A 5,975-nucleotide genomic window follows, 5' to 3' on the forward strand; every position below is an offset into this window, starting at 1 on the left:
CCAATCGAAGCTGAGAGTCACAAGCGATAGTTGGCGGCACATCGTCCCGCAAGGGTGTACCCCAACGGGACGCCCGCCGACGCAGGCGCCAGGCACCAGTTCACGCCCGAAATTCTTTTCAACTGTTTTGCGGTTTTCACTTGCGCTACGCAGTCGGGCGGTCTACAGTCATAGCCATGAACAAAACAAGTACACAGAAACTGCAGCCGGCCAAGACCACCGCCCGCACGGATCACCACAAGACGCGCCCACCGGCACTACGAGGAAGGCGCCTGACACTGGTCGACATAGAGAACATCTCCGGTGGGTCGATCCGGACCCTCGCCGAAGCGAAATGGGCCCGGAGGATGCTCGACTCCACGCTCGGACTCCAACGCCAAGAACAGGTCATCGTCGGAGTGAGCAAGGCAGGAGCGATCCACACCTGGCCGGTCTGGAGCTCCGCCCGGATCGTCGTAGGAACCGGAATCGACGGCGCAGACCACGCCCTACTGAATGTCTTAAATAACGAGAACATCGCCGACCGATTCGACGAGGTCATCCTCGTCTCCGGAGATGGGATCTTCACCGACACCGTCGCCACCCTCGGCGGCCACGGCGTCAAGGTCACCGTCGTGGCACACCAGACCGCACTGGCCAAGAGACTGCAGATGGCCGCCTCGCAGACCGTGACCTTTACCCCACACCAGACCAACACCGAAGGTGCAGCATGAGCAGCCCGTCCCCCTCCCCAAAGTCCCTCGTCTCCTCGAGCGACATCGCTGACCTCGCCGGGGTGTCCCGCGCAGCAGTGAGCAACTGGCGCCGCCGCCACGACGACTTCCCGCCACAGGCCGCCGGCACCAAGACCAAGCCGCTCTACGCCTTGTCCCAGGTGCAGACATGGCTCACGAAGCAGGGCTACACCGTCGACCGGATTTCGACGGAAGCACAGGTCTGGACCGCGATGAACACACTTCGCGGCATCTACACGCCGGACCAGGCCGCCGACATCGTCGTCGCCCTCGCAGCCGAGCGGGCCCTGGGAGAAAACGTCCCCGAGCCACTCCGACTGTCATCTCTGAGGCTCCCGTCGGATTCCGACCAGAGCCGCATCCAGAAGCTCCGTGAATCGATCGATGCCGTTGACGAGTCCGAGTTGGCCTCGGTCGTGGACTTCGTCCTCGAGCGCACCGCCCGGGCCGAAGGCCGACATGGGAGTTGGTCTGGCGTCATCGGATCACGCACCAGCCAACTGCTGGCATCCGTGGCCTCAAACCATCCAGGCGGGGTTGTGTACGATCCTGCCTGTGGGATCGCGTCCGCTCTGATCCAGCTTGCTGACACCGGCAGCTTCGACAGCTATATAGGGCACGACATCAACGAGCGCGCACTCGCTGTCGCACAGGTCCGGGCCGCACTCCACAATGTGCCGCTCAATCTGACGCAGGGTGACACCCTCCATATCGACCCGGATCCCGAACTGCGGGCTGATGTCGTCATCGCCGAACCCCCCTTCAGCCTGCGACTAGACTACGACCTCCGTCTGACCGATCCCCGGTTCGTCTTCGGCGCACCGCCAGCCCATAACGCTGACACCGCCTGGCTTCAGCACGCCATCGCACACCTCACTGACACTGGACGCGCGTTCGTCATCACCCCCCACGGTGCGCTCTTCCGGGGCGCAGGAGAAGGACGGATCCGCGCAGAACTACTGCGTCAGGGCTGTGTCGAGACCATCGTTGGGCTGCCCGGTGGGATGGCCTCCAATACCTCCATCCAGCTCGCCCTGTGGGTGCTCCGACGCCCCAACAACGAGCAGTCGGACGTGCTACTCATCGACGCATCGGAAGTCGCAGACGCCGAAGCGCATGTCTCACAGTGGCTGAAAGCCCCCACCGCCCTGGCAGAAGTTCCGCATGTCCGGGTGTCGGTGGACGATCTGATCAACGATGACGCTCAGCTGACCCCGAAGCGTTGGCTCGCCACCGAGGAGCCTTCCGTCGACGAGGTGCACGCCGCCTACGCCGACTCCTCCACAGCGATCCGGGAAGCCACCCAGGTCCTGGTCGAAGAGTCCGGTCAGGTCACATTCGCACAGGACGCCCCCTCGCGAATCCTCACCGTCAAGGACCTCATCCGCGAGGGCGTCATCGAGCGCATACGGCATCGCGCACCTCGCGACGTCAACGATGACCTCAAGGCAGCAATGGTGGGAGCACGGGCAATCAAAACCCGCACCCTTCCCGACCCGCCCACAGCGGACCTGCTCGAGGACGGCATGGAGCTGACCCGACCGTCAGACATCCTGGTCATCACACAGCTCGACATCCGAGCCCTGGTCGACGACGACGGTGGGCACCTGCTGTCACCGGTCATCGAACTGCTTCGCGTCCTCAAGCCAGACGTCGTGGACCCCCACTACTTGGCGGCCATGCTCAGTGGATCCTGGAACACCCGGTTCCTCGCCGGCGGCACCATCCAGCGAGCCAAGATCATCGACCTCGAGATCCCCCTCATGCCGATGGACGACCAGCAACGCCTCGTCGCCGCGCTCGCGGAAGTCGCAAGATTCCGGAACGCTGCGCAGTCCATCACTGAGGCGAGCGAGATTCTCTCGTCCAGCCTCCTAGACGCCGTCCGCTTCAACATCAACCTCGACGCCACGGCGACCTAAGAGATAACGGCCAACCCTCGTGGGGCAGGTACGACAGACACCTTCCCCACGAGGGCAAAGTGCCGGACAGGACTCCATCGGGGTCTGACCCACCGGATACGTTACTGACAAAGCTCTCTTATCTAGGGCTCATCAGCCCCCGCGTTCAGCCCGCTAGCGCGGTGCCAAATGCCCTCGCCCGCCAATCACTTAGGACGGTAACGCCCACCATGACCGAAGACGAAGCCTTGGACTTAGCCAGGTCATACGCCGAGCCCACGGTGCCCATTTCATTGTCCGAATTGGAGAACTATCTGGCCAGGGCTGCGGACATGCTCCGAGGGAGCATCGATCAGGCGGACTTCAAGGCGTACATCTTCCCGCTGATGTTCTTCAAGCGGATCTCCGACGTCTACGCCGAAGAGTTCGCTCAGGCGCTCGCAGAGTCCGGTGGCGACTTCGATTTCGCCGAGTTTGACGAGAACCATCGCTTCGTCATCCCCGACGGCCACAGCTGGGAAGCGGTCCGCGAGCGGACCGAGAACATAGGCGCGGCGCTCCAGGCGGCGTTCCGTGAGATCGAGAACGCCAACCCCGACACCCTCTACGGGGTGTTCGGCTCCGCGAGTTGGACTAACAAGGAGAAGCTGCCCGACGCCAAACTCGCAGACCTCATCGAGCACTTCTCATCCAAGACCCTGTCAAACGCCGCAGTCGCCCCTGACGTGTTCGGCAACGCCTACGAGTACCTCATCAAGCGGTTCGCCGATCAGTCCAACAAGAAGGCCGGTGAGTACTACACCCCGCGCTCCGTGGTGGCGCTGCTGGTGAACATCCTCGACCCGCAGGAAGGCGAGAGCATCTACGACCCGGCCTGCGGCACCGGCGGCATGCTCATCGAGGTCATCAAGCACGTCGAGGAGGCCGGCGGCAACGCCAAGACCCTCCTCGGCAAGTTGTACGGCCAGGAGAAGGTGCTCACCACCTCGGCAATCGCCAAGATGAACCTGCTCTTGCACGGCATCGACGACTTCAATATCGCCAAGGGCGACACCCTCCGCGAACCGGCTTTCTTCACGGGGAGCCACCTCGCGCAGTTCGACTGCGTCGTCGCCAACCCGCCGTTCTCACTCAAGAAGTGGGGCCACGATCAGTGGGCAGACGACAAGTGGGGACGCAACAAGCTCGGCGGTGTCCCGCCGACGGGATACGCGGACTGGGCGTGGGTGCAGCACATGATCACATCCGCAACACCTGATGCGGGCCGGATCGCCGTCGTCCTCCCGCAGGGCGCACTGTTCCGCCAGGGGGCCGAAGCCAAGATCCGCACCCACGTCCTGAACTCTCGGAAGGTAGAGGCCGTCATCGGTCTAGGACCGAACCTCTTTTACGGCACCGGACTAGCGGCGTGCATCCTCGTCCTGCGCAATCAGAAGGACGAGAAACAGCGAGACCAGGTGCTGTTCATCAATGGCGAGAAGCTCTACCGGCGGGGCCGGAACCAGAACACGTTCGAGCCGGAACACGCCGAGACGATCCTCGCCGCCTACCGCGACTACCAAGACGTAGAGCACCTCGCCAAGGTCGCCACCATCGAAGAGATCAAGGCCAACAACTACAACCTCAACATCCCGCTGTACGTCCAGGCCGACACGGGCCGCGATGAGGTCTCGCTGGCCGATGCCCTGGCGAGACTGGAAACGGCGCAAGAGCGGGCTGCCCAGACCCGCGCCGAACTAGAAGATCAGCTCGCCAAGTGGGGTCTGTCCCCCGACCACATCGCCAAGGAGGTTTCGGCATGAGCACCCGCATCACCCAACGTGAGCTGGAGAACTACCTGTGGGACGCCGCGATCATCCTGCGCGGACTCATCGACGCCGGGGACTACAAGCAGTACATCTTCCCGCTGGTGTTCCTCAAGAGGCTCTCCGATGTCTATGACGAGGAGTTCGCCGAGGCCATGGCCGACTACGGTGACGAGGAATTGGCGGCTCTACCGGAGAACCACCGATTCGTCGTGCCGGACGGCTGCCACTGGGATGATATCCGCCAGGCCACCACGAACATCGGGACCGTCCTGCGCACCGCTATGCGCAGGATCGAGGATGCAAACCCAGACACCCTGCCGGGCGTCTTCGGGGACGGCGACTGGGGGAACAAGAACTTACTCCCAGATTCGACGATCTCCGAGCTGATCGAACACTTCTCCTCCCGCACGTTGTCCATTACCAACCTGCCCGAGGACGAACTCGGCAACGGGTACGAGTACCTGATCAAGAAGTTCGCCGACGACTCCGGCCACACCGCGCAGGAGTTCTACACCAACCGCACCCTGGTCCACCTAATGACCCAAATGCTGGAACCGGAATCTGGGGAGTCGGTCTATGACCCGACCTGCGGCACCGGCGGGATGCTCATCTCCGCTGCCGCCGAACTCAAACGTCAGCGGAAGGAATGGCGAAACCTGCGGCTGTATGGCCAGGAACGCAACTTTGGAACCTCCGCCATCGCACGGATGAACCTATTCCTCCACGGAATCATCGACGGTCGCATCGAACACGGCGACACCCTGGCCGAACCCAAACTCCTCGACGCCGACGGCAAGCTCCACCGTTTCGACGTGGTGCTTGCGAACCCGCCGTACTCCATCAAGAACTGGAACAGGGGCGCGTTCTCCTCCGACCCCTACGGACGGAACACGTGGGGCACCCCACCGCAGGGCCGCGCCGACTACGCCTTCTTCCAGCACATCGCGGCCAGCCTCGATCCCAAGTCCGGGCGAGCGGCGATCCTGTTCCCCCACGGTGTGCTGTTCCGCCGCGAGGAAGCCGCGTTGCGGAAGAAACTCATCAAGTCCGGCCTCGTCGAATGTGTGCTCGGCCTGGGCGCGGGCCTGTTTTACAACAGCCCGATGGAGGCTGTGGTCATCACGCTGCGTGCCAGCAAGCCGGAGGACCACACAGACAAGATCCTGTTCATCAACGCAGTCAACGAGGTGGCGCGGGAGCAGGCCCAATCGTTCCTCCGCGAGTCGCATCAGAAAAAGATCCTCGAGGCCTACCGAGGTTTTGCGGACGTCGAGGGGTTCGCCGCAGTAGTGGACCTCGACACGATCAAAGCCAACGACTACAGTCTGTCAATCCCGCTGTACGTGTCCGGCAGCGCCACCAACGGCGCGACTGTAGGCGATCCCGATTCCGAGGCCGTGAACCTAGCCGACGCCGTCACCGGATGGCGCGAAGCGTCACAGGCCGCCGACGAGGCGATCAACACTGTCCTCGACATGCTCCGGGCCGCTGTCGCGGCCGACGAGACTAACCCCGGTGATTCACGGGCCGTA

The 5,975-nt window shown here is 63.0% G+C and carries 4 protein-coding genes; all 4 read left to right on the forward strand.

All coding sequences use genetic code 11. The annotated features are described in order from the left end of the window. Positions 1-176: 176 nt before the first annotated feature. On the forward strand, positions 177-713 hold the full coding sequence (locus G6026_RS15465; RefSeq protein ID WP_182613694.1) for an NYN domain-containing protein: 537 nt from the start codon (positions 177-179) through the stop codon (positions 711-713). Then, positions 710-2,656 (forward strand): N-6 DNA methylase, encoded by a 1,947-nt coding sequence (locus G6026_RS15470; protein ID WP_182613695.1) that lies wholly within the window; start codon positions 710-712, stop codon positions 2,654-2,656. The genes G6026_RS15465 and G6026_RS15470 overlap by 4 nt, the downstream gene beginning before the upstream one ends. A gap of 209 nt (positions 2,657-2,865) precedes the next feature. Beyond that, positions 2,866-4,437, forward strand: coding sequence for a class I SAM-dependent DNA methyltransferase (locus G6026_RS15475; RefSeq protein WP_182613696.1), 1,572 nt, complete (start codon positions 2,866-2,868; stop codon positions 4,435-4,437). Then, a partial coding sequence (locus tag G6026_RS15480; protein ID WP_182613708.1) for a class I SAM-dependent DNA methyltransferase occupies positions 4,434-5,975 on the forward strand: 1,542 nt, incomplete at its 3' end. The genes G6026_RS15475 and G6026_RS15480, both read left to right, overlap by 4 nt.

The organism is Dietzia sp. DQ11-38-2 (assembly GCF_014145055.1).
GTDB lineage: Bacteria > Actinomycetota > Actinomycetes > Mycobacteriales > Mycobacteriaceae > Dietzia.